Origin of the sequence: Paraburkholderia sp. PREW-6R, from assembly GCF_039621805.1 — a bacterium.
Lineage (GTDB): Bacteria > Pseudomonadota > Gammaproteobacteria > Burkholderiales > Burkholderiaceae > Paraburkholderia.
This window is the reverse complement of sequence record NZ_CP155073.1, coordinates 1,339,484-1,363,013: the sequence shown is the minus strand read 5'-3', so window position 1 is coordinate 1,363,013 and position 23,530 is coordinate 1,339,484. Positions and strand designations below refer to the sequence as shown.

Genomic DNA, 23,530 nt, shown 5'->3' with positions numbered 1-23,530 from the left:
GCCGATCTTCACGCAGGCGCCCTTGAAGCGGCTCCGCTACCCGGTGGAGGGATCGCCGAGCCGCTGCAGGATCTTCTCCAGACGGGTCTTCTGCGGCGCCGTCAGCTCGAATCCCCCTTTGATCGCCAGCACACGGCGACGCCAGTACCCGGCGTCCAGCATGCTCTGCGCCGGTTGCCTCGTTGCCCAGTCCAGGTGTTCCAGTTCGGCTTCCACGACATATGACGCATGCAGGCGTTGCGCGCCGGCGGTTTTGGGTCGTTCCATGCTATTCGCAGCCTCGTGGTTTTCCAGTCCCGTAAGTGGGGTTCCCGTTCGTCCGGCATTGCCTGCGTGCTCATCGTGCTCACGCGAGCACATCCGGAAAACGAGTGAAGCGCAGCCGCTTTCAAGCATTGTTTTAAATATTCCACGTGACGTGTCCCGCCGTTCGACCCGTTAGTCGCCGACGCCGCCTTTGCGCTATGCTGAATAGTCAACCTTTATCCAACGGAGCACGGTCATGACGAGCAAGAAGGCACACCCATCCCAGCCCGCCGCACAGCCGGCCGACGAGCAACCGCTGGAGTCGGTCGACAGCCGTCTCGACGAAGCGCTGGAAGAGAGTTTCCCGGCGAGCGACCCGGTCGCGATCGATTCGACAGATCCGTACGATCCCCGGGAGAAGGAAAAGGCAGCCTTAAAAAAGAAACACTAGCCGCACGGCGGCTGGTGCGAAGGGCAAGCCATCGAACCCGCAGGGCCGGTGGCGGCACGGGCGGCGTGCAAGCGAGCGCGTGACAGGCGGGCGGTGAACGCCGGCGGGCATCATTGGAAATCAGCCCACACCAGCGGCACCTGACGGGAAGCAGCGTAAAAAGTAACGGCAGGCAGCGCTTCTTCCGCCACGGGGTGAACAGCGCCGCAATGTGCCCGATGCAATGACAAAACGTAGATGCTGTGAAACAGCCTGCTGATCGCGTGCCGCTTCACTGCCGACCAGATCAGGTTACGAACGGTGGCGAAAATCCGACCGTGCGGACAGCGCGCAGTCAGATGGCCACCCCGCCCGCCGCGTATGGAGGACGCGTTCCTGCTCAGTGCGTCGGCAAGCCGCTTTCCAGTTGACGCTGCAGGTCTCGCACCTGACGTTGCGCGGCACGCAACTGGTCCTGCGCGGCAGCTTTCTGCTGGGCCAGTGCAGTGGCCTGCGCCTGGTTCTGCTGCTGCTGGTTCGCGACGATGTTCTGCTGCTGACGAGCCACGTCCAGGTCGGCCTGCAGACGGTTCGCGTTATCCTGCTGCAACGCGATCATCCGCTCTGTGAAAGCTTTTTGCGCCTCGAGCTGGGTGCGGCGGATCTCCACGTCGGAGAGTTGCATTGTCTGACGCACGAAGTCCTTATAGATCATGTCGGCGCGCGTCGGGTCCTGCGTCTTGATCACGCGCCAGAAGTTTTTCTGCTGGAACAGCGCGACGTAGTAGGTCATTTCCTTCCCATAGAACAGCAGGCTGGCACCGTAGCTGCCGTTGTAGGTGGTGCGCAGTTCGCTCAGATCCGAGCCGTGAATCATCTGCTGCAGTTCAGCCACGTTGCCCGCGGCGGACTGCTTTGCTTCGGCGGGCGTGAGCGCACTGGTTTGCACCTGTCCAGGTTGCGATACGGATGGCAACGCCGCGCTTGCTCCCGGTTGAGAAACGACACCGGCGCTCGCGCTGCTGTCCGGCAGCGCTTGCGCTTGCACGCCTTGCAAAGTTGCCATCGCGAAAATCCCAGCGAAAGCAACCTGTCGGAGGTTCGACTTTTGGTCCATGTAAATCCTGCTTGAACAGTTCTTGTTTTGATGCATCCGTCTGATTATTACTCACTTTCCCTTGTCTCGGGCTCCTCGTCGAAAATTTGGTATTTGCGCATCTTTTCCCACAACACCTTGCGGCTGATGCCTAGATAGAGCGCGGTGTCCTGCCTGCGCCAGCCATTTACGTCGAGCGCGGCGAGCACGCGATTGCGCTCCGCCATGTCCCATTTGCTGCGGTCCACGAGCACTTCCGGCGCACTGTCGGCCGGCACGGGTTGCGTCGTGCGCGCAAGCGCGAGCAGGCGCTGCAACCGTGCCGCGTCCCACGCACCCACCTGACGAACCGTCACGCCGATCCGCTCGGCGAGATTGCGCAACTCCCGCACGTTGCCCGGGAAATACGTGTCGGCGACGGCATCCGCGAGCCAGTACGGAATATCGGGCAAGGCTGACAGACGCTCGGCGCCGACCACCTGCGAGATGAACGCCTTGAAGATCGAGATCTTGTCCACCGCGCCGCGTTCTTCGAGCGACGGAATCTTCAGTTCGATCACGGCCAGCCGGTAGTACAGATCCGCGCGAAACGTGCCGTCCTTCACCAGTTGCGGCAGGAGCTTGTTGGTCGCCGCGACGAGCCGGAAATCGAGTTTCACCGGCGTGGTCGAGCCGATGCGCGTCACTGCGCTGTCTTCCAGCACGCGCAGCAGCTTCACCTGCTGATAGAGCGGCAGATCGCCGATTTCGTCGAGGAAGAGCGTGCCGCCGTCGGCCTGTTCGAAGTAGCCCTTGTGCGCGACCACAGCGCCGGTGAACGAGCCCTTCGAATGGCCGAAGAACAGCGACTCGAACAGGCCGTCGGGAATCGCGCCGCAGTTGACCGCGACGAACGGACCCTGTCCGTAGCGGCTGTGTTTTTCGTGCAGCAGCTGCGCGATGCGTTCCTTGCCGACGCCGGTCTCGCCATGCACGAGCACGCTCGTGTCACAGTCGGCGAAGGTATCGACTTCGTGCAGCAGCGCCTGCATGCACTCCGAGTTCGCGATCATCGCGTCGGACTCGTGCGTCTTCGCGCTGTGCGCTCGCAGTTGAAGCACCAGCTTCATCACCATCCCGCGCAGTTCCGCGCAGGTGAAATCGAGCGGCAGGATGTGCGAATACTCGGAGGGGTACATGGCCGGATCGTGATCGCGCGGCGCGGCGCCGACCCACACCACCGGGATGCCGTGCGTGGCCTGCCAGTCACGTAGCACCAATGCGCCGCTGTCGATGACCGAGACGCTGATGATCGCCAGCGACGGGCGCTGCGCAGTCCGCTCGGGCGAGATCGCAATATCGTCCGCACGGATCACTTCGACCTCGAAGCTCGCCATGCAGCGTGCGACCCGGTCGACGATGTCGGCCTTGCCTTCCCAGACGTAGATATCGAGTTCCTCGATTTTGATGGTGGGTCTCATCTTGTCCTGGCTACGCTAGTTGACTAGTTGCGCGACGCCGCACGTCAGCGACATGTTGTGGACGGTCGCCGTGCCGACCTGAACGCCGAGCAGCGAAAGCGTCGGAATGAGGACAGTGTCGAGCCGGCTGAAAATGGGTTGCAGGGCGGCCGTCAACAGCCCCGTCACGCCGGACAGGATCGGACCGAGCACGCTGGATAGATCGGTACCGAGCGGAGCCACTTGCAGCAAGCCGGGCATAGCTGCGAAAAGCGCCGTAGTCAGCATCGCACCGTCGCTGCCGACTGCATTGGAGTTGGCGCTCTTCGACGCGTCGAAGCTGCCCGACGATCCGTCGAAAACGAGCGGCGTGAGCGTTCCGGGCGCCAATGGCAGCACGCCGCCAGGATTGAGTCCCACTGTCCCGACCGGCACCGTGACACCCAGGATGACCGCGGACAGCGACACCACGTTGACCGCCCTGGTGCACGCGGCATCACCTGCCAGGCAGACCGAAGCGATGCCAGGCGCAACCTGCAGGGTCGCATTGGTCGCCGCCCTCGTGCTTTCGCAATCGACGGAACTCAGCGTTGCCGTGCCTGTGCCCGCGCCGACCGTCACGACGAGCGGCGCATTGAGCGACGAAAGCGTAACGGCCAGCAGCGGCGCGCCGCCCACGGTCAGCGTCGGCAGCGTGATCGGCAGCAGATTCACCGTCGCATTCATCACCGACGCACGCGCGATCGTGGGCGGCGTCGCGCCGCCTTCGCCCACCGCAAGCACCGGCGGATGAATCACCTGCAGCGAGAGGCCGGCAATACCCGCCAGACCGGACGCGACGTTGATCACCGGCGCATTGACCTGCGAACCGTCCGGGCTGCGCTGGGCGATCTGCGCAGAAACGAGCAGCGCGTCGAGCGCATTGACGGTGGCGCTCGCCGCGGAATCGGGATTCGCCGTACCCAGCGCCAGCAGGCCCGGCGCCGATGTGCCGCCGTCGCCGATCGTGATGGTCTGGCCGCCCGGAACCGCAACCGCGAGCGTTTGCAGGATCGCCGCATTGATCGAGTCGCCGCCGGCCTGCAGCGCCTGCACCAGCGCGACCATCAACGTCTGATAGCTGACGGTGGTGTTCAGCAGACCCTGCATCGACGACGCGCCCAGCGCCACCATCAGGTCTCCCAGCTTGACATGCGCCGACGCGAGACTCTGTACGTTGCCCACGCTCAACGCCACGCCCGTTTTCAGCAGGCCGCCGAGAATCGCATTGAGCAGAGCCGACTGCTGGGTGTTGAGCGTGGCGATCCCGGTGGCCAGCGAGAAGGCGTCGATATTGGTGGCGAGCGCGGTAGCCGTCGCGCTCACGTTGCGCGACGGACCGACGAAGAAGTACGGCACGTTTTCCGTCACCTTGACCTGCACCGCATTCAGCGGCGCGCCGCTCGCGCTGAAATGCGTGCTCGACGAGCCATTCCAGCGTCCACAGGTGGTGCTGAGCGTTGTCGTTCCGCCGTCGGGCGTGAATCCGTTAGAGGCCGCATTCTGCTGCGTGGCGGTGCTCACCGACGCGCAACCGGACGGACTACTGATGACCTGCACGCCGGCCATGGCCGCCAGATCGGCCGTGCGCTGCAATTGCCGCCGCGCGTTATAAAGATGGCCGATGTCGAGCGCGCCCAGAGCCGTGAGCGCAAGGCTTAGGAAAATGGCCGCCACCAGCGCGGCCACGCCGCGCTGGTGGCGCACCGGGCGCACGCCGCACGGGACGCAAGCGCGATGGCGACCGGCAACGGACATCGGAAGCGAACGTCGGCGCATGTCAGTGTGAAGCGCTGCTGCTGAAGTCGGAGCCGGCTTGCGAACCGCCGCCGCCATTCGTGCTCAGCGCGGACTCGTACAGATCGGGAATCCTGCTCTTGAACGATTCCAGATAGCGGTGATAGGCAAGCCCGGCCTCCGCGCCGAGCATGGGTAATGCGGGCGCTGCCTCGCTATTGCTGCTTTGCAGATCCAGCCACGCGCGGGTGGCATGCCCGACTTCGGCCGGTCGGGGCGCAGGTTGGACCGCAGGTTGGAGCGCGGGTCGGGCACCCGGATCGGACTGCGCGAGCGCACCGTTCGCAGCCGCGAGTCCCAAACCCAGCATGATCCCCGTTCCGACGACGATACGAGACATCGATCCCCTGCACCGCCGTTCACATTGTTCGTTTTTCATAGGCCTTCCCTGATTGCCTGTTGCTTACCGCGCAAACCGTTGCAACACCCGTGGCGACAGTTCGCCGCCCTGTGCGCTCGCCATGGCGCGCATCTGTTCGCCCGGCTGCTGCGGCGTGACGGACGGCGGCGCAGATGAGAACTGGCCGCCACGCGTCTGCGCGCGCTTCGCCGCAACCACTTTCGCTGCGTCGCTGCGGATCGCCGTGCGCACTTCAGGCGCCAGCTTCTGCTGGTTCATGACGGCGAGCGCCTCGCCCTCTTTTCCGCTGCAGAGCAGGAACAGCACGACGTTGCTGACGATCTTCCGATTGTTCTGGTCCAGCTGTCCTGCCTGCATCAGCGGCACGCGCGCACCGTCGACGTCGCCATTGCGCAAGCGCGCATAACCGAGGTCGGATAGCGTGACGGCATCGGTCGGCGCAAGTTCAGACGCCTGCTGGAGCGCCTGTGCAGCGCGCCCGAAATCGCCCGCCGCGCCCGCCAGCAGACCCAGCCCGCGATAGCCGCGCGCAGCGAGCGGGGTCTTCAGCAGCTGCTCGTAGGCCGTCGCGGCAGCCGCCGGCTGCTGCGTCATACGCAGCGCGTCGGCGCGCAGCAGCACGGTCTCCGGCGTGGCGCCGTACTGTTTCTCATAAGCGTCAATATGCGCGAGCGACGCGTAGTAAAGCCCCTGCGACTGCATCTGATCGATCAGCCCGAGATACATGCCGGGCGTATCGGGCACCGCGTCGTGGCTGGTCTGCTGGGCGACCACCGCACGCTCCGCCTGCGCGCCCACCCCATAGCCACCCTCCTTCGACGCGCACGCGCCGACGACAATCAACGCGGCAAGCGCCGCTCCTGAACCGATGCCGCGAAGTACGCCGCGCGTCACATACCGGGCCGGAAAACTGTCAACCATGATTCGATCCTCAGCGATGCATCGCATACAACGACTTCGTGACGGCCAGCACGCCGGGACCGGCCGTGACGATCATCAACGCAGGCAGCAGCGTCACGATCATCACGCCCGTCATCTTTACCGTGAGGCGGCCAATTCTTTCCCGCAACATCGCCCGGCGCGCTTCGCGCAGGCGGTCACCGAACTGCTTCAACGGTTCCTGAACAGCGCCGCCATGCCGGTCGACCTGCACCAGCAAGCGCACCACCGCGTTCAGATCCGCGTTGTTAAAACCGCTGGACAGACGGCTGAGCGACTGCTCGCGCGAGCGGCCCGCCGTGAACTGGCGTTGCGCGATCTCGAGTTCGCTCGAAAGCACTGGCAGTACGGTCCGGAAATCGTTGACCATCACCTGCAAACTCTGATCGAGCGACAACCCGACACCCTGTAACAGGCGCAGCAGATCGACCAGCAGCGGCAGTTCCACGACGACGCCGCTGCGACGCCGGCGCGCCCGCTGTCCGAGAAAAAACTTGGGCGCCATGAAGCCGAGCACGATCATCATGATTTCCAGCATCACGTAGACCGGCCCCGACACCCGCCCGCTTGCGAATATCCCGACCACTAACGGCATCACCAGCCCGCTCATGACGCGCGCAATCAGAAAGAGACCGCGTGCACGCGTATCCACGAAGCCGCATTGGTCGAGTAGCCGCCGGTCTTCTTCGGCAACGATCTGCCGCCCGATCGGCGTCTCGATCCAGCGCACCCCGACCCGCGCGAAACGCTCCAGCATCCCTTTGAAACCTGCGGGCTGCGTGCTGCGGTTCGCCGCGCTGCCGTCTGCCGCATGCTCGCCGCCGCCGCGCGCTGCGCGCGCATGGCCCGCGCTGTGCAACGCGCGTTCGTCGAGCGCGTGCACGAGGGTGCGCTCGCTTCGCCGTATCGTGACGACGCGCACGATCAATACGACGGCCATCAGCAACACGCCGAGTGCCGCTAACGCGAGTGCGATTGCCGCGAGCCGATGTGCGTCCATGCTCAGTCCTTCAGCTTTGCCATTCGATGCAGCAGATACGCGCCGACTATCTGCAACACGAATGCAACGTAGACAAGCTTGCGGCCCAACGGATCGAACCACATCGACCCGAAATAGGCCGGATTAGTCAGGATCAGAAAGCCCCCAATGGCCACGGGCAAGCCGGCGAGCACCCATGACGAAAGCCGGGTTTCCGCCGACATTGCTGCGAGTTCACGCTCGGCCTGTTCGAGATCGCGCATGAACGACGACATCCGGTCGAGCATCACGTCGGCGCGGCCGCCGTATTTGACCGACAGACGCAACACCGAACCCACCAGTTCGAGTTCGCGCGTGTCGTAGATCACGGCGACGTGATAGAGCGCGCGGTCGATTTCCACGCCGGCACGCAGCATGCGCGACACGTGATCGAGGCACTCGCGCAGCGGCGCTTCCGTGGTTTGCAACGCGGCCTGGAAGGCGGCAGGCACGCTGTTGCCCAGCGTGATCAGGCGCACGATGCCATCCAGAAAAAGCGGCACCTGCCGCACGATCAGTCGACGGCGCTGGTTGATGCGCATCGTCATGAAAAAACAAACGAACGTCGTACACGTGAACAGCGTGATGGCAGCAGCCATGACGCCACCCTCGATCGCCGCCCACAGCGAGACAACCCCCACCATGCTGCCAATGATCAGTGCCGGCACGCGAGCGTTCGTCATGCCGGCACGCGTGATCGCATGCTGCGCGATGAACTCGACGCGTGCCCGCAGATAGCGCAGGTAAGCGCGCCAGTCCGCATCGGGCGGCGGCGCCTGTGGCGCGATGGTCGCGCCGGTGGGCGCTGCCGGGCGCAGCGGCGGCGCCACCCGTTGCGGCGCCGCCGGAGCGCCAGCCATGGCGCCAATGCCGCCCGCGGCCGACGCCATGCGGCTATCGATGAAGCGCTCGGCGCACACGCGGTCCTTGCGCTGCGTGCCGCGTTGCCACAGCAGCAACGCGCCTGCCGCGCACAGCAAGGCAAGCGCCGCGAACACCAGCACTGCGCTAGACATTGAATCCTCCACCGAAGCCGCCGCCGGAACCGAAACCTCCATGCCCGTAGGGATTGGCCGCCGCCGCGCCGCCCAACGCCTGGCGAAAGCGTGCGAGCTTCGGCGAATGGGGATGAATGCCGAGCGACACCCAGTTGTCGAGCTCATCGCCTTCGGCGGTGGCGATCGGCTCGTAGCGATACAGCTCCTGCGTCGCGATGATGTTGTCCGACAGGCCGGTGACTTCGGTCACCGACAGAATCCGCCGGCGGCCGCTCGAAAGCCGTCCGATCTGCACGATGAAGTCGACCGCATTGGCGATCTGGCGGCGCAGACTCGACTCGGTGCCCTGGAAGCCCGCGAAGCCCGCCAGCATTTCGAGCCGGTACAGACACTCGCGCGGCGAACTGGCGTGCACCGTGCCCATCGAACCGTCGTGCCCGGTGTTCATGGCCTGCAGCATTTCGAGCACTTCGCCGCCCCGTACTTCGCCGACGATGATGCGGTCTGGCCGCATGCGCAGCGTGTTGCGCAACAGGTCGCGAATCGTCACGACGCCCGCACCGTCGAAACCACCGGGACGACTCTCCAGCCGGACCACGTGCGGATGATTCAGCGAGAGTTCGGCCGTGTCCTCGATCGTTACCACGCGCTCCGCATCGGGAATGTGAAAGGCGAGCGCATTGAGCAGCGACGTCTTGCCCGAGCTCGTGCCGCCCGACACCAGCACGTTGCAGCGCGCGGCCACCGCCGCTTCAAGCAGCGCGCCGATTTCGGCGTTATAGGTGCCGTTGCCGAGCAGGTCGTCGGGCCGCAGCGGGTCCTTGCGAAACTTGCGGATCGACACGATCGGCCCGTCGATCGACAGCGGCTCGATCACCACGTTCACCCGGCCGCCGTCCGGCAGGCGCGCATCCACCATGGGATTCGATTCGTCCAGACGCCGCCCGATCGGCGCAAGTATGCGCCGCACGATACGCAACAGGTGCGCGTTGTCGGCAAAGCGCACCTGGTACCGGGTCAGGATGCCGTGACGCGACACGTACACGTCGTTGTAGCCGTTGATCAGGATATCTTCGACCGCCGGATCGGCAAGCAGATCTTCGATCGGCCCGAAACCCGCCAGCTCCTTGGTCAACGCCTCGGCAATCAGCCGGACCTCACTCTCGTTGATCGGAATGCGGCGCAGCCGCACGAAGCTGTCCATCTCCAGATCGACGAACTGATTGATCGCGTGACGCGACCAGCGGCCGAACTCCGAGCCGAGTTCCTCGATACGCGACAGCAGATGTTCGTGCGCCGCGTTCTTGATGTCCTGAAACTGCTGGCTCTGCGCGAAAGACGGCGCGTCGTCGGCAAATTCAATCTCTTTTGCCATCGTTTATGACCGCTTGTGAGTGGATGGAATAAGGCGCCGGAATGCGCCGAGCCCTGCTTTGCCGCGCGCGTGCGCGTCGGCGTGGCTGGCACCGCCGAGGCGCTCGACGAGCGGCTCCAGCGCGCGCACGTAAGGGTCGCGCGCCGCCGAATCGGCCAGCAGATGCCCCTGATTGACCGCCTGGCCAAGCGCCACGCGCCGGTCTGGCAAGGTGGCGAGCAAAGGAATGTCCAGACGCTGCGCGATCTGCGCGGCGGCGAGCCCGAGATCGCCGTCGAACTTGTTGACGACGAGCTGCACGTTCGCGGTATTCACCCCCTCTTCGCGCAACGAATCGAGCACGCTCACCGCGGAGACGATGGATGCCACGCCCTGATCGCACAGGAGCCACGTTTCGTCGGCCGCCTGCGCGACGTGGGCGATGAATTCGCTGTTGCTGAAACCGCCGAGGTCGACGATCTGCTGATCGAAGAAAGCGCGCAGCCGGTTGAGCAGACCGATCGACGACGAGTACGACACTTCCCGCATATCGGCGAGATTGGGCGGCAGCGTGGTGAGCGCGAGACCGCTGCTGTGATGCGACAGCGCGGTGTGCACGAAGGTCTGATCGAAGCGGCGCAGGTTACGCACGGCTTCGACGAAACTGAACTCGCTGCGCGTATTGAGCAGCAGGGAACCGTCCGACGCCGGCAGGCCAAGATCGAGCAGCGCGGCCTGGCGGCCTTGCGACACATCGCGCCGTTGCAGCATGACCGCGAGATTCGCCGCGAGTGTGCTGACTCCCATGCCGACGCGGGCGCCTACCAGCGCCGTGACCCGTCCATGACGGCTGACGGGCTCGACAAGATTGTCGAGCACCTGCCGCGTAATGCGCAGCGCGTCTTCCGCGGGCGCCGACAGATCGATGAAGTCGCGCACGCCGGCGCGCAGCGCGGCAAGCGCGCTTTCCGGCTCGGCGAGCGAACCGAGTGCGACAATCTGCATGCCCGGATACGCGGCGCGCACGGCGCTTGCGGCCGCGCTCGCCGAGGCCGCACGGCCGCCCGAAAAATCGACGAACACGAGTGAAGGATTCAGCGTGGCGATGCGCTGCATCAGCATGGCCGGGTCGAGCGTGGCCGGTTCGACCACGCCGGCGCCCGCGAGCGTCTCGGCGAGCCAATGCACATGCCCGTCGGCCAGCGACGCAAACACGAAGTAATCGGTGACCGCACGTTCAGTCAATGAATGCGTTCTCGCGTTCATGGTGGACATCCTCTTTTTGCATCGGCCGTGAAGCCGCCGCGTAGTCCTGCTCGCCGGCCGACGCGCGCGGGTCGCCCGCTCGCTCGCCTGCACCCGCAACATGCCGGTGCGCCACGAGGGCGCGCGCCGGCCTCACTTCGAAAATCCCGGTGCTGCGTCGCCCGCCGCCATCCCGCCGATCAGCGAGCGCCACACTGGCCCGTTGCGCTGTTCGGACTGCTCGCCCGGCGTCGCCGGCAAGGTCGCGCCCCTCGCGAGCGGCGAGACCAGATGCGGCGTCACGATGATGACCAGCTCCTTCTCGTTCTGCTGGTAGTTCAGCTGCTTGAAGAACGTGCCGATCACCGGCAGGTCGCCCAGCAACGGCACCTTCGCCACGTTCGACGCGGTCTCGCGATCGATCAGGCCGCCGATCACGAAGCTCTCGCCGTCGCCGAGTTCGACCGTGGTGTCCGCGCGCCGGGTTGTGAACGCCGGCACCGACACGCCGCTGATCGTCACCGCGTTGGCAAAATCGAGCTGGCTTGCCTCGGGCGCCACCTTCAACGCGATGCGCTGCGGGCTCAGCACGGTCGGCGTGAGCGTCAGCCCGACACCGTAAGGCTTGTATTCGATAGCCGTGGAACCGAGCGCCTGAGGCACCGGAATCGGCACCTCGCCGCCTGCGAGGAAGCTCGCGCTCTGGCCGGACAGCGCCACGAGCGTCGGCTCGGCCAGCACGCGCGCGAGGTTGTTGCTTTCCATCAGGCTCAGGTTGGCGAACAGTCCGTGCGTCGCCGAGTTGAACACCAGGTTGAAGGCCGACGAGATCGGCGAAGTGCTCGTCATGACCGGCGCCTGCCCTGCCGTTGCGGACACCGAACTCAGCGCGGACGGCGCGAACGAGCCGAACGTGAAGCCGTTGTTCTGCTTGAAGAAGTTAAAGCCCACCTCTTTCAACACAGAGCGGCTGAACTCGACCACCCGTACGTCGACCTGCACGACCGAACGGCTTGCGACCGTCGACGTGTCGAGCACCGCGCCTTCGGCGACTGCCGCACCGCCGTTGCCGGTCGCAGCGCCCTTGCCCAGTGAACCCTCCGCTACCGCGACCGCGCGCTGGTGCGCTTCCATCGTGGCCGACTTGCCGGTGACGAGCGCCGTGTCGCCGAGCACGCTGACGCTCGGCGTGTCCGGCCCGAGCAGCGAGGCCGCGGCGGCCGTGGTGACGTTCACCGTGTACTTCGACGGGGTGTCGCTGCCGCGCTCCCATACCATCAGGGACGTCGTGCCCGCCGCCTTGCCTACCAGCAGCACGCCGCCTGTGCCCGCCCCCTGCCCGGCCCCCTTGATGATCAGCACGTCGGCCACCGACGGGTCACCGAGCGCCACGCGCTGCAGTGCATGCCCGGTCGTCAGCTGTTGCTGTCCACCGACGGTCAGCAGGACCGTCGACGGTGGCGCGGGTTGGCCTGTCGACGCCGGTTCGGCCTGCGCCGGCCGCGGCTTCGTCATGTGACCGGCTGCGACGGCCAGGGACGATGCAGCCAGCAGCACAGCACCAACCCATACGGCCTTACCGAAACCAGAAATCCGTTTTGTCATTTGCTTGTGGACGAGCTGGGCGCCCGCTCCGTCAAACCGCTACCAGGCGACCGTTTCGGCGCGCCCACCCCGAATCACTTCGATTCCGTTTTTTGTACTGTTCGCATTGCCCGCCGTGCGCATCGGCATCGGCATCGGCATCGGCGGATGCGGGACCGGCGGCGCCAGCCGGGGCGCGGCCGCCCCGACGTTGCCGGCGCCCGCCAGCGCGTCGAGCGACACGCCGGCCGCCGCCTTCGTCGAACCTTGCAGCGGCGTTGCCGCGTCGCTGCGTGCAGCCGTTTTGATCACGCCCGGCAACGCTGCAAAAGCGCTTTCATCGACGATGTCCGGATCCTTCGGATTGCGCAGTGCGAAGATCAGACGGCCAGCGCTTTCCGCCAGCGTCAGCCGGTCGACGTCCGCAACCGGCACGGCCAGCACCGCCGTGCGCACCGTCGCGTTCGGATCGGCCGCCGCGTCGCCGCCTGCTGTCGCGTTGCCGAAGGCCAGTACGCGCACTTTCGACAACAGCAAACGCGCCTGGGTGTGGTCCACTTCCGTGCTCCCGGGCAGACCGTTGTCGCGCTTGAGCGTGAAGAACACGTCGACGAAGTTGCCGGGCCTGAGGCGATTGGCAACCGCGTTGCTCTCATCGACTCGCACCGCCAGCGCCCGCTCGCCGGGTTCGACGTGTTCCGCAATGCCCGACGACAACTGCGTCTCGAGCACCGGCGTTTGCGCGCCGATGTCTGCGTTGGGCACGCGGCCCGCGAGTTGGCCCGGATCGCTGAAGGCGCCGTTCGGGTTGATCGGCAGCGACTGCACACGCAGTGCGTCGGCGGGAATGGGTTTGCCGGCCGGCAGCGGCCGGGCGGCAACCACGACCGCGAACGTGGGCTGCGCGGTGGCCGTGACCACGGCCGGCGCGGGACGGCGCGCGAGCGTGATGGCCAGCACGCCCAGCAGCACGGCGACGGCGATCAGCACGCCCGCGAGCATTCTGGTCAGATTCGGCATGACGACTCACTGCGTCGATGGAACGATGCCGCACCGTGCGCACGCGTTGGCGCACACGGACGGACAGATGGGTGCAAGAGCGGCGCTTGCGTCACTGAATGTTCTCCGGATTGAGTTGCACGGTGGCGCTGCTGGTGAGCGTGGCGGGCAGCGTGAAGTTCAGGAACGGAATGGCGGGCAGGATCGGGTTCGACCGGTAGTCGTAGCTCATCACGACATTCACGCACCGCATGTCGTTGCCGGGTCCGCAGGCACTCGAAGTGGGTGTGCAACTCGCGCTCGCCACGAGTGACGACGCAGCGGCTTTGGCGGCCACACAGGCCGCCGCGGCGCGATTGGTGAGCGCGCTTTGCAGCGAACTGTTGCTCTGCCAGTTCAGCGCGGCGCGCGCTCCTTCCTCGGCAGCGAGCGTGAGATTTTGCTGCGCGACCATCAGCAGACTGAAGGTGACGATGCTGTAGACGATCACAAAGAAGAGCGGGAAGATCAACGCGAATTCGATCGCTGTCGAACCTGTCTGACGACGTGCGCGAACCGGCCGCGCCGGCCGGCCGGAGTCAATGACTGAACGGCTCGCGGGTGTGCTCATGGCGCGCCACCGTGATGGATGTGCACCGCCAGCCAGACGAAAGCTGCGAGGCTCAGGCACGCTCCATAGGGCGTGGCCGCCTTGCCGGCAAGCGCGATCGCGGGATCGTTTCGCTGGCCGCGGCTCGTGAGGCTCCCCGACCTGGCGAGGCGGGTGCGCGCCGCGGTCAGCAGCCAGAGTGCATGCAGCCCCCCCGCAATGCTCGCGATGATCCACAGGCCCGGAAGAGCGCTGGCGCCGCACCACGCGCCGAGCACCGAAAAAACTTTCACGTCGGCGGCGCCCATCACGCCGAGCGCAAAGAACGGCAGCAACGCGAGCAGCCCTGCGACCGCTCCAAGCAGTGCATGGCCGGCCGAAACATTGAACGGTCCGGCTTTCAGCAGCGCGCACAAAAAGGCCGCCGCCAATCCGGCTGCAACGAGCGAATGAGGAATACGCCGACTGCGGCAATCACACATGGCGACGGCTGCAGCCCAGGCGATAAAGATAATTAGCGTGGCTAAGTAAATCATTCTGGACTCGACGGGCGAGATAATTCAATGCGAACTGCATATACAGTTCGCATTGATCTCAAATAGCCGGTTTCTTTAGCGCGGGTAAAACCAGTGGACATTTTTATCCACAGGGTTTTAGGACGCTTACAAAAGCAGCTGCCGCAAGACTCAGATGTTAGTCAGCGCAGTGGTGATGACCGTGAATGCGTGGGTCAGGCCGCCGGTTACACCGGTTAGGGCGGTGACAATGACTGCCGCCACGAGCCCCGCAATCAGGCCGTATTCGATAGCCGTAACGCCTTTGTCTTCTCTCAGGAAGCGTTGTGTGAACGTTTTCATTTGAACCCTCGGACTTGTTTTTTCGTTGTGTACTAGCTGCACCTGCCAGCGAAGACTCGTTGGTGCTGCCGACCGTGGTCTCTCATTCCCCGGTCGCGGATTTTGCACCGCACTAGCCGGCCTTGCAGCGGCCTTCAGTTAAACGGATATCCATGAGCTGTCTGTTCGATAACTCACCTCCCTCTTCAATCCGTGATGCTTTCGGGATTTATAGCCGAACAATGATATTTAAGCAATTCTTCAGTTCCCTGGGGTAAAGCACTCCTGGCGTTTTAGCCACGCATCGGGCTCACGCACTTCCTGCGCCGCAGCACATGCGATGAACCATGAATTAGATTCGCTCCACTAATCATTCGCCTGAGCGCCACGTTTAAATGTTCCGTTTCAATCGTTCCGGCCGCTATCGGCGCTCCCGCGTTACCCCGTGCGCCGTAACGGCGCGCGCAGGCCGTTACGTTACGCGCACCGCGCAATCGTCCGGCAGCGCACTTTTCACGCGGGGAATCCCGTTGAGTATGCGCTCCATCGATAGCTCGCGAGGCCTTGCCGCATCTAGCCTTCCGCATGCACGCCGGGAGCACGTCGGGATTTCCCGCCGCCTCGCCTGCCTTGAATGGCACGGGTCCTGCAGTGTGAGTTTCGCAGCAACACCCAACAACACATGCGATCCGAGGGCGAAATGAACATTCAAACGACCAACACCACAGTGCGCGCAACCCTGATTTCGGCGGCCGTCGCCGCGATGCTCTCTCTTGCTGCCTGCGGAGGCTCCGGAAGCCTCAGCTCAGGCACAGGAACGAACGGTAGCGGCTCCGCCGGCGGAGCCCTTTCGACCTCCGGCGACGGCAGCAGCGGCAGCGGTTCCATGGGTTCGAGCGGCTCCGGCACCACCGTCGGCAGCTCGTCGGGCACCTCCGGCACTTCGGGCACGAGCGGCGGTTCGTCGAGCGGCACGGACCCCGTCGCCAATGCGCTCGGCACGACGGTCGACAACACCGGTGGCGTAGTCAGCGATACGGGTTCGACCGTGTCGAGCATCGGTTCGACGATCGCTTCGCAAAGCTTGCCTGGCGTGAGCGCTCAGACGACCCAGGCCGCGGGCGGTGTCGTACAGGAAGTCGGCTCGGCCGTGTCGACGCTCGGCAGCGGCGTGTCACAAGGGCTTGGGCAACTCGGTACCGGCAACGACGCAGTCGGCACCACGGTTTCGAGTCTGGGCGGCGTGGTGGGGCACGTCGGCGGCGCGGTGACGAACGCGGGCAGCCTCGTGACGAGCCTCGGCAGCGGCCCGCTCGCCCCGCTCTCCACGCTCACGTCGCCGCTTGGCGGCGTCGTCACGACGCTCGGCGACGCGGTCACCAACGGCGGCGGCACGCTCACCACCGCGCTGTCCACCGGACCGGTCCAGCAGATCACGCAAACCCTGAGCACCGCGATCACGCCGATCACGTCGATGGTCGCCGCCACCACGCAGACAGCAGGTCTTGCCACCGGCCTTGGCGAGCCGTTAAACGGCGTTCTGTCGACGCTTGGCGGGGGGCTTGGCAACGCAGGCGGTCTGATCGCGGCGACCGGCGGCAATCCGGTCACGGCCGCGCTCGGCAAGACAGTCACGGACACGGGCACCACCGTCTCTTCAGTCGGCGGCCTGCTTACCGGCGGCACGGCCGGCAGTCCGCTCGCTCCTGTCACGAGCGTACTCGGCGGTCTGACGGGCGGCACCGGCAGCGCGCCGCTCACGGGCGCACTCGGCGGCTTGACGGGCGGCACCGGCAGCGGCCCACTTGCCTCGCTGACGGGCGCGCTCGGCGGGGTGACCGGCGGCGCATCGGGTGGCGCGTCAGGCGGCACAGGTCCGCTCGCGCCGGTGACAGGTCTGCTGAGCAGCGTGACGAGTGGCCTGACCAGCGCAAGCGGTGGCAGCAGCGGCCCGCTCGCGCCGGTCACGGGCTTGCTGTCGAGCGTGACGGGCGCTGTCGGCGGCCTCACCACGACCGCGACCGCCACGCCGGCCGCCACGACGGCCAGCGCCTCGACCGGCACGGGCATCGGACTGTCGCTGTCGGGCACGAGCGGCAAGGGCTCGGCAGGCAACGCATCAGCGCCGGTGACGTCGCTCGTGAGCGGCCTGCTCGGCGGTCTGACGAAGAAGTAAGCGCATCCGGCAAAACGATTCTCGCGCAATCGCACCGCAGTTGCGCCGGCGCAGCACGGCCGGCGTACTGCATGCAACCGGAGCGCGGCTTGACGGCCATGTGTTCGGGATTCCGAAAGACCCGTGCTTGACCGGCGGCGCGCCACTCGTCTATCGGCAGCAACGGCGCACTCACGAGAAACCGCACGTTCGACGCACCAGACCCACCGAACAGCAGGTCCAGGCAGCACATTCACGCGCTACGCATAAGCCGCTCGAATGCACACGCGTTCCGTGCGCTGGCAAGCGACGCTCAAGCACCACGGTGCGCGTGACGTAAGACAGACAGGCATGGCAGTATGCGTCCAGGCCACGTATAAGCGACCGCAACCGCCCGGCCAGGCGGTGCACCCGCGACACAAGAACGGCATACGAGGAAAATCCGATGAAACTCGGGTCTCGCAGTAGATCGACCATCGTGCTCGCTGCCCTCGCGGCAGCCACGATGCCGATGCAAGCACACGCGCAATCGCGTTCCGGCGGCGCAGCAGTGGGCGGCAATCCCATGGATTCGCTTCCGCAGATCAAGGCGCCCGACAAGGGCCCGAACGTGACCGTGCAGGTCGCGCCGCAAGCCCCCCAACTTCAGGAACTGCTCGCCCGCCGTATCACGCCGTCACGCGTGCAGGTCGAGGGCGTGAAATCCATTCCCTTCGATGAAGTCGCGCAACGTTTCGCGCCGCTCGTTGGCAAGGACACGACGGTCGGCGATCTGATCCAGCTCGCCAACGGCGTCACGAAGCTCTACCAGGACCGCGGCTATGCGCTCTCCTTCGCGTTCATTCCGGCGCAGACTTTCGAGGGCGGCGTGGTGCGCGTGACGGTCGTGGAAGGCTACGTGTCGGCCGTGAAAGTCACGGGCAAACCTGGCGCGGTCGAGAACAGGATCCGCGCGATTGCCGATCATATCGTCGCCGACCGGCCGCTCAGGCGTGCCACCTTCGAGCGGTACATCAACGTGCTCGGGCTGCTGCCGGGCGTGAAGGTCGCGGCGAACGTACCGCCGCCGCAGAACACCGACGGCGCAACCACGCTCGAACTGAACGTCGAGCGCAAGCCGTTCGACGTCAGCACCGGCATCGACTTCAATCATCCCGGCGTGCAAGGTCTGCTCACCGCAACCGAGAACGGACTGACCGCGCTCGGCGAACAGCTGAGCGTGTCGGCGCTATTGCCCAAAGGCCGCGACAACGTCACCTATCTTGCCGCGCACGGCGCAGTGCCGATCGGCAGCAACGGGTTGACCGCAAAGGTAGACGCAACCCATTATCGTGGCAATCCGACCGACAACCCCGGCCTGCCCAATAGCGTGCAACGCACTGTCATTAACGACAAGGTCGCCGGCTCGCTCGCTTACCCGTTGCTGTTGAGCAATTCGCGCAGCGTGATCGGCACGGCCTCGGTGTATGCGTCGCACGACGAGGATCGCTACCATAATCAGGATACCGGCGCGCAGATCGGCCTGCGCTCCCAGGTGCGCGTGATGCAGTTGCAGGCCGACTACACAGGCGTGGATACCGGGCAAGTGCGCCGCGCCAGTATCAACGTGGCCAAGGCGTTCGACATTCTTGGCGCGTCGAAATCCGGCGACTCAAATGTGCCGGCCGCGCCGGTCGTCAATCCGGCGTCGATCAATTTCGTACGTACCGGCGCAAGCTTCTCGCAGACCAACGAGTGGCCGCTCAAGATCGGCACCGCCGTCTCGTTGACCGGACAGTACAGCGCGGTGTCGCTGCCCACTTCGGAGCAGATCTCATTCGGCGCGCAACGTTTCGCGCAGGGTTATCAACCGGGTGAAGCGTCGGGCGATTCGGGCTGGGGCGCGATGTTCGAAATCAATCGCGGATTTGCGCCGGGCTTCACCTACCTGCGCACGTTGACGCCCTACATTTCGTTCGACATGGCGCGCGTCTATTTGCATGCAGGCACGCCGTCGCCGTCGAGGCTCTCGTCGATTGCATTTGGTTTCCGCCTATCGGACTCGAAGTACTACAGCCTGGATCTGTCGGTTGCGAAAGCGATCGGCGATGCGCCAGTGGAAAGCTCATCGCGCAGCCCGCGTGTGAATGCGACATTCTCCTATCAGCTCAACTGATCCGCAAAAGTGCCGCGGGCTGATTAGAGGGTCCACTATCAAACGGCGCGCGCAGTTTCACGTATTCTGCGCGAGTGATGTTGTTGACCCTCGGCGCACGGCACGCTGCCATGGTCGTGAGTCGCAGAACAAAACTGAACAGAACAGAACTGAACTGAAGCCGCAGAACCTGAGAAGCAGGACCAGGCATCACGGCGACCGCCGTTAGAGGGCCGCCCGAGATACCGATAAACGCCGCGCGACCATGATCGCGCTGTCTTGAGGCAAGGAGGAAGACAATGATGCATTTCACGCAACACGCGCGTTCCATCGCGCTTCGCACCGCCAAACAGGCCGCGCTGGCGGGCCTACTGCTCGGCAGCGCAGTCGTCGCAATGGCACAAGCCAATAGCCCCGTGGGCACCTGGCAAACCATCGACGATCATACGGGCCAGCCCAAGGCGCTGGTGCAGATCAGCGATGACGGCAGCGGCGTATTGAATGGCAAGGTCATCAAGGGGCTCGGCGCGAATGACCAGCCGGATCGCCGCTGTTCAGCCTGCACGGACGCGCGCAAAGATCAGCTGATCCTCGGCATGACGATCATCAACGACATGAAAAAAGACGGCGACGGCTGGGATCACGGTCAGATTCTCGACCCGGAGAACGGCAAGGTCTACAAGTGCAAGATGCATCTCGAAGAAGGCGGCAATAAGCTCGTGGTGCGTGGCTACATTGGCGTGGCGCTGCTCGGCCGCTCGCAGACATGGGTGCGCCAGCAATAACGCCAGCGATAACGCCAGGATTACGTACGATTCGCGAAGATTTGCGACTACTTGAAGGCCGTTAGCAAGGCCAGAATAAACGAACGGCCGACGATATGAATCGTTCGGCCGTTTTCTCTGTTTGAACTCGGAATGTGTGAGCTCATGCAGCGTGCTTGAAGGGCGAGACGTAGGCGAACGGCGAAGACGGCAGCGGTTTGGACGATGCCGGACTGAACAACGAAGGCGCGCCAGCCGCAGGCTTGTCTTCCATACTCTTCAGTTCAGTGCTGACGTGCGTACGCATACGCGCTTCCATCATATTGCACAATTCCTGGCTCGCGTCGCCGAACAACTCTTCCATCACACGCTTGAGCACGCCCGACTCGAACCACGCCTTGAAACGCCGGTGGCAAGTTTGATACGACGGGTATTTGCGCGGCATGGCGGACCACGTGGCGCCGCTATACATGACCCACAGCACCCCGTTGAGCACCGAACGGGTGTTGGCGAGCGGACGGCCGCGCAGTTCGGAACGCGGACGCAGTTCCGGCAAAAGCGGCGCAACGCGTTGCCACTCTTCGTCGTTGATATCGCGATACGGATTCATGGCTTCTCCTTTGTCAAAATCCACGACAAAAGATATCCAGCCAACCGAAGCCGGAATATAAGACCAATCTGAATCTTGAAAATACGCCTCTGAACGGTACGGGTTCAGCAAGCGGAGCGTGACCTATCGCAAAAGCCTATGCGGGACGTTGGCTTCTCGCGCTCCGGTCCGAGAGATCTCAGGTCAGCGATGTGTCGACGAGCCGCCGTGGCGCATCGAGATATTCCTTCGACTGCATCTCGACGATGCGCGACACGGTGCGCGCGAATTCGTTGGCCATCGGGCCATCCACGTACAACTGCTCCGGCGGCACCGCAGCCGACATCAGCAGCTTCACCTTGTGGTCGTAAAACACGTCGATCAACCACGTGAACCGGCGTGCTTCCGACGCCATGCGCGCGGACATCTGCGGCACGCCGGACAGGATCACTGCGTGAAAACGGCTCGCCAGTTCGAGATAGTCGTTCTGCGAACGCGGACCGCCACACAGTGTCGCGAAATCGAACCACACCACGCCGTCCGCCTTGCGCAGCGCCTTCAGCTCGCGCTTCTCGATATGCAGGATCGGACTTTCGTCGGGCACGGCGGCGAGGCTCGCGAACGCGTCACGCAGGGCCTTGTCGGCGGCGGCGCCCAGCGGCGTGTGATACACCTCCACCTGCGCGAGCGTGCGCTGCCGGTAGTCGATGCCCGCGTCGACATTGATCACGTCCAGTTTCGTCTTGATGAGTTCGATTGCCGGCAGCATGCGATCGCGATGCAGACCGTCCGGATATAGTGTGTCGGGATCGTAGTTCGACGTCATCACGAACTGCACGCCGTTTTCGAATAGCTTGTCGAGCAGGCGATACAGGATCATCGCGTCGGCAATATCCGACACGTGGAATTCGTCGAAACAGATCAACCGGTAGCGCCGGGCAATGCGGCGCGCGAGTTCGTCGAGCGGATCGGCCTGACCCTTGAGGTCTTCCAGTTCGCGGTGCACTTCGCGCATAAACTCGTGAAAGTGCAGGCGCGTCTTGCGATACAACGGCACCACGGTGTAGAAGCTGTCCATCAGAAAGCTCTTACCGCGCCCGACGCCGCCCCACATGTACACGCCGCGCGGCAGATCAGGGTGAATCAGCAGTTTCTTGAACGCGTTCGAGCGACGCGATTTGTATTCGGCCCACTGTTCATAACACCGCTGCAGACGGTCCACGGCCGCGCGCTGCGCCGGGTCCGATTGGTAGCCGCGCGTCTGCAGTTCTTTTTCGTAGTATTCGGTGACGTTCATTGTCTTGCTCGATGCTGCAAAAAGAAAGGCGGGTGGGATTGAACCCGCCCGCCTTCGTGGTGATGCCAGTGCGTTCAGCCAGGCGTGCGCGTGATTACATGTTCAACGCGCGCTTGTCGACGGCGAGTGCCGCCTCGCGCATGACTTCCGACAGCGACGGGTGCGGATGGCAGATGCGGCCGATGTCTTCCGACGCCGCCTTGAATTCCATCGCCACCACGGCTTCCGCGATCAGGTCCGACGCGTCCGCGGCAATGATGTGCACGCCGAGGATTTCGTCGGTCTTCGCGTCGGCGATCATCTTGACGAACCCTTCCGCCTTGTTGATGCCGAGCGCGCGGCCGTTCGCCATCATCGGGAACTGGCCGGTCTTGATCTCGCGGCCTTCGGCCTTGAGCTGCTGCTCCGTTTTGCCGACCCACGCGATTTCCGGCTCGGTGTAGATCACCCACGGAATGCAGTTGTAGTCGATATGCGGCTTCTGCCCGTCGATGATTTCGGCCACCAGCACGCCTTCGTCTTCAGCCTTGTGCGCGAGCATCGGGCCACGCACCACGTCGCCGATTGCATACACGTTCGGCACGGCCGTCGCGCAATGATCGTCCACGTCGATAAAGCCGCGTTCGTTGGCCTTCAGACCGATCGCTTCGAGTCCGAGGTTGTCCGTGTTCGGCACGCGGCCGATCGACACGATCAGGCGATCGGCTTCGAGCTTCTGTGCGTTGCCGTCCTTGTCCGTGTAGCTGATCGTGACGCCATTTTCCGTGGTGGTCACTTCGCCGACTTTCACGCCGACGTGGATGTCCAGACCCTGCTTCTTGAACTGCTTGGCCGCTTCTTTCGAGAGCGCCTGATCCGCTGCGCCGAGGAAATCCGGCAGCGCTTCGAGCACGGTCACATCCGCACCGAGACGGCGCCACACCGAGCCCAGTTCCAGGCCGATCACGCCGGCGCCGATCACGGCCAGCTTCTTCGGCGTGGAGTCGAAGCTCAACGCACCTTCATTGTCGGCAACGATCTTGTTGTCGACCGGAATGTTCGGCAGATGTCGCGCCTTTGAACCGGTTGCGATGATCACGTTCTTCGCCGTGACCGTTTCCGTTTCGCCCTCGCCGCTTACTTCGATCTGCACGCCGGCGTCCGTCTTGCCGGTGAACTTGCCGTGACCCTTGAGCCACGTAATCTTGTTCTTGCGGAACAGGAACTCGATACCCTTCGTCATCTTTTCGACGATGCCTTCCTTGCGGGCCATCATCTTCGAGATGTCCACCTGAACGTTCTCCACGGAAATGCCGTGGTCCGACAGGTGATGCGACGCATTTTCGAATTCTTCCGACGACGCGAGCAGCGCCTTCGACGGGATGCAACCCACGTTCAGGCAGGTGCCGCCGAGCTTCAGCGCGCCGGCCGGGTTCTTCCATTTTTCGATACATGCAACCGACTTGCCGAGTTGCGCGGCGCGGATTGCAGCGATATAGCCGCCGGGGCCTGCGCCGATCACGACGACGTCAAATTCTTTGGACATGACAATCCTTTTGATGGCGGAACGACGCCCGGCCACGCTTCGTGGCGCGCGTCGCTCCTGTACTGCGGAATGCGTTAGACGTGATGCCTTGCCTGA

General features: G+C 64.3%; 22 protein-coding genes. 4 read left to right on the top strand and 18 right to left on the bottom strand.

The genetic code is table 11. From position 1 onward, the window contains the following. Nucleotides 1–36: 36 nt before the first annotated feature. A complete protein-coding gene (locus tag AAGS40_RS05860) occupies nt 37–267 on the bottom strand; it encodes a hypothetical protein (protein WP_345813793.1) in 231 nt (76 codons plus the stop codon). 235 nt (nt 268–502) lie between these two features. Here AAGS40_RS05860 and AAGS40_RS05855 point away from each other — a divergent pair, with 235 nt between their 5' ends. Beyond that, nucleotides 503–697: a hypothetical protein gene (locus tag AAGS40_RS05855; RefSeq protein ID WP_345813792.1), complete on the top strand. Its 195-nt coding sequence runs from the start codon at nt 503–505 to the stop codon at nt 695–697. A gap of 379 nt (nt 698–1,076) precedes the next feature. Here the strand turns inward: AAGS40_RS05855 and AAGS40_RS05850 are convergent, their stop codons facing one another. The 14 genes from AAGS40_RS05850 to AAGS40_RS05785 form a co-directional block, all read right to left on the bottom strand. Next, on the bottom strand, nt 1,077–1,793 hold the full coding sequence (locus tag AAGS40_RS05850) for a DUF2968 domain-containing protein (RefSeq protein ID WP_345813790.1): 717 nt from the start codon (nt 1,791–1,793) through the stop codon (nt 1,077–1,079). 47 nt (nt 1,794–1,840) lie between these two features. Then, complete coding sequence (locus AAGS40_RS05845; RefSeq protein ID WP_345813789.1) at nt 1,841–3,232, bottom strand: sigma-54 dependent transcriptional regulator; 1,392 nt, start codon at nt 3,230–3,232, stop codon at nt 1,841–1,843. A 15-nt stretch (nt 3,233–3,247) separates the two neighbouring features. Then, nucleotides 3,248–4,957: a TadG family pilus assembly protein gene (locus AAGS40_RS05840; RefSeq protein WP_345813787.1), complete on the bottom strand. Its 1,710-nt coding sequence runs from the start codon at nt 4,955–4,957 to the stop codon at nt 3,248–3,250. Between the two features lie 73 nt (nt 4,958–5,030). Further along, nucleotides 5,031–5,387, bottom strand: coding sequence for a DUF3613 domain-containing protein (locus AAGS40_RS05835; RefSeq protein WP_345813784.1), 357 nt, complete (start codon nt 5,385–5,387; stop codon nt 5,031–5,033). 63 nt (nt 5,388–5,450) lie between these two features. Continuing rightward, nucleotides 5,451–6,329, bottom strand: coding sequence for a tetratricopeptide repeat protein (locus AAGS40_RS05830; RefSeq protein WP_345813783.1), 879 nt, complete (start codon nt 6,327–6,329; stop codon nt 5,451–5,453). A 10-nt stretch (nt 6,330–6,339) separates the two neighbouring features. After that, nucleotides 6,340–7,347, bottom strand: a complete 1,008-nt coding sequence (locus AAGS40_RS05825) for a type II secretion system F family protein (protein WP_345813780.1) — start codon at nt 7,345–7,347, stop codon at nt 6,340–6,342. A 2-nt stretch (nt 7,348–7,349) separates the two neighbouring features. Beyond that, on the bottom strand, nt 7,350–8,381 hold the full coding sequence (locus AAGS40_RS05820) for a type II secretion system F family protein (protein WP_345813778.1): 1,032 nt from the start codon (nt 8,379–8,381) through the stop codon (nt 7,350–7,352). After that, nucleotides 8,374–9,738, bottom strand: coding sequence for a CpaF family protein (locus AAGS40_RS05815; RefSeq protein WP_345813776.1), 1,365 nt, complete (start codon nt 9,736–9,738; stop codon nt 8,374–8,376). Before AAGS40_RS05815 ends, AAGS40_RS05820 begins: the two co-directional genes overlap by 8 nt. Before the next feature lie 3 nt (nt 9,739–9,741). Further along, a complete protein-coding gene (locus AAGS40_RS05810; protein WP_345813775.1) occupies nt 9,742–10,983 on the bottom strand; it encodes a fimbrial protein in 1,242 nt (413 codons plus the stop codon). Between the two features lie 132 nt (nt 10,984–11,115). Next, nucleotides 11,116–12,567, bottom strand: coding sequence for a type II and III secretion system protein family protein (locus tag AAGS40_RS05805; RefSeq protein ID WP_345813773.1), 1,452 nt, complete (start codon nt 12,565–12,567; stop codon nt 11,116–11,118). A gap of 39 nt (nt 12,568–12,606) precedes the next feature. Further along, nucleotides 12,607–13,566, bottom strand: coding sequence for a Flp pilus assembly protein CpaB (gene cpaB / locus AAGS40_RS05800; protein WP_345813771.1), 960 nt, complete (start codon nt 13,564–13,566; stop codon nt 12,607–12,609). 91 nt (nt 13,567–13,657) lie between these two features. Then, a complete protein-coding gene (locus tag AAGS40_RS05795) occupies nt 13,658–14,155 on the bottom strand; it encodes a TadE family protein (RefSeq protein ID WP_345813768.1) in 498 nt (165 codons plus the stop codon). Then, nucleotides 14,152–14,670, bottom strand: coding sequence for an A24 family peptidase (locus tag AAGS40_RS05790; protein WP_345813767.1), 519 nt, complete (start codon nt 14,668–14,670; stop codon nt 14,152–14,154). Before AAGS40_RS05790 ends, AAGS40_RS05795 begins: the two co-directional genes overlap by 4 nt. A 150-nt stretch (nt 14,671–14,820) precedes the next feature. Next, nucleotides 14,821–14,991, bottom strand: coding sequence for a Flp family type IVb pilin (locus AAGS40_RS05785; RefSeq protein WP_345813765.1), 171 nt, complete (start codon nt 14,989–14,991; stop codon nt 14,821–14,823). Nucleotides 14,992–15,670: 679 nt separating this feature from the next. Between AAGS40_RS05785 and AAGS40_RS05780 the strand changes: the two genes are divergently transcribed. The 3 genes from AAGS40_RS05780 to AAGS40_RS05770 all read left to right on the top strand — a co-directional run bounded on the left by AAGS40_RS05780 (nt 15,671) and on the right by AAGS40_RS05770 (nt 20,044). Further along, nucleotides 15,671–17,146 (top strand): collagen-like triple helix repeat-containing protein, encoded by a 1,476-nt coding sequence (locus AAGS40_RS05780; RefSeq protein ID WP_345813763.1) that lies wholly within the window; start codon nt 15,671–15,673, stop codon nt 17,144–17,146. A 424-nt stretch (nt 17,147–17,570) separates the two neighbouring features. Next, nucleotides 17,571–19,280: a POTRA domain-containing protein gene (locus AAGS40_RS05775; protein ID WP_345813761.1), complete on the top strand. Its 1,710-nt coding sequence runs from the start codon at nt 17,571–17,573 to the stop codon at nt 19,278–19,280. Between the two features lie 278 nt (nt 19,281–19,558). After that, nucleotides 19,559–20,044 carry a DUF2147 domain-containing protein gene (locus tag AAGS40_RS05770; protein ID WP_345813760.1) on the top strand — a complete coding sequence of 162 codons (486 nt, stop codon included), beginning with the start codon at nt 19,559–19,561 and terminating at the stop codon, nt 20,042–20,044. A gap of 142 nt (nt 20,045–20,186) precedes the next feature. Here the strand turns inward: AAGS40_RS05770 and AAGS40_RS05765 are convergent, their stop codons facing one another. The 3 genes from AAGS40_RS05765 to lpdA all read right to left on the bottom strand — a co-directional run bounded on the left by AAGS40_RS05765 (nt 20,187) and on the right by lpdA (nt 23,434). Next, a complete protein-coding gene (locus tag AAGS40_RS05765; protein WP_345813758.1) occupies nt 20,187–20,633 on the bottom strand; it encodes a transposase in 447 nt (148 codons plus the stop codon). A gap of 178 nt (nt 20,634–20,811) precedes the next feature. Next, entirely contained in the window at nt 20,812–21,909 is a 1,098-nt protein-coding gene (gene zapE, locus AAGS40_RS05760) for a cell division protein ZapE (RefSeq protein WP_345813756.1), read from the bottom strand. 94 nt (nt 21,910–22,003) lie between these two features. Continuing rightward, nucleotides 22,004–23,434 carry a dihydrolipoyl dehydrogenase gene (gene lpdA / locus AAGS40_RS05755; RefSeq protein WP_345813754.1) on the bottom strand — a complete coding sequence of 477 codons (1,431 nt, stop codon included), beginning with the start codon at nt 23,432–23,434 and terminating at the stop codon, nt 22,004–22,006. Nucleotides 23,435–23,530 lie beyond the last annotated feature (96 nt).